General features: G+C 46.9%; 2 protein-coding genes. One reads left to right on the top strand and one right to left on the bottom strand.

Annotation, left to right across the window (positions count from 1 at the left end; translation table 11 throughout):
• Nucleotides 1–165: 165 nt before the first annotated feature.
• Nucleotides 166–708 (top strand): AAA family ATPase, encoded by a 543-nt coding sequence (locus R7P67_RS25650; protein WP_015296074.1) that lies wholly within the window; start codon nt 166–168, stop codon nt 706–708.
• 31 nt (nt 709–739) lie between these two features.
• Here R7P67_RS25650 and R7P67_RS25645 read toward each other — a convergent pair.
• On the bottom strand, nt 740–1144 hold a 405-nt coding region (locus R7P67_RS25645; protein ID WP_318086427.1), incomplete at its 5' end, for a DUF2959 family protein.

Genomic DNA, 1144 nt, shown 5'->3' with positions numbered 1-1144 from the left:
GAGCTAGTAGAAGTAACGCCTGAAAGCATCCGTATCCGTAAGAAGTTCCTAACGGAAAGCGACCGTAAGCGTGCTTCACGTTCAGCAAAATAATTTGCTGTAGCGGATTAGCTTAAATACAAGCCCCGAGTTAAGCTCGGGGCTTGTTGTTTTTAGGGAGATAACATGAAGCCGATTGTGATTACCGGTGGTCCAGGAGCGGGCAAAACAACGTTACTCAACGCGTTAGGCAAACAAGGCTACGCCACGTTTGCTGAAGGCTCACGCTCGTTGATAGAGCAGCAAAGTGCGTTGGACAATGGCATTTTGCCGTGGACCAATCTGCCTGAGTTTGCCAAATTGTGTCTTAACCTAATGAGTGAGCAAAAGCGTGAAGCGTTGAATACTAACGTGGCTTTTGTTGATCGCGCGATTCCAGATATTGTTGCTTATCTGCAAGTCGGTGGTTGTCACGTTGACCAAGCTTTCTTAACTGAAAGTGCTGGGTACCATAGTCAGGTGCTTACTTGTCGACCTGAAGCGTCTATTTACGTACAAGATGAAGTGCGTCCGCACAGCTTTGAAGAAGCGCTGAAAATCCATCAAACCCTAATCAATACTTATGTTGAGCTCGGATATCAAGTGGTGGAAGTGCCATGGGGCAGTGTCGAAGAGCGCGTGGGCTTTGTTCGAAGAGTAATAGGCTTAGTCGGCGAGGTAGCAGACTAAAACCTCCTCGCGAGGAGGAGGCCTGAATGATTTACTTTTGATTAAGCTTTTGCAGGAACTTATCCGATTCAGCGATCGCTTCGTTCATTTGTTTGATGGCAAATTGAATGTCTTTCTCTAAGCTAGAGAACTCGCCTTGCAAAGAACCAATCGCACTCGCGTTGAGGTTGTGTTTTAGATACAGCGTGTTATCACGCAGTGTGTTCAGTACTGGCGTCATCTTTTTCTCTGCGCGTTTCATTGCGCTGAGCATGGTTTTGTAAGAGGCTTTGGTTTCACGCAGTTTTTGTTCGCTTGAGCGGCGCAGTTTCGCACTGGTGTACAAGTCCAACTCGCCTTGCCATTCTTCAAACAGTGCATCAGAGACATCTTCGATTGCAGCAATACGGTCACGCACATCTTGAGCGGCTTTTTCGCTGTCTTCGTATTTGTCATT

The sequence above is a fragment of the Vibrio sp. Vb0937 genome (assembly GCF_033338855.1).
Note: the sequence above shows the minus strand (reverse complement) of the source record. Positions and strands in the feature narration are given on the sequence as shown.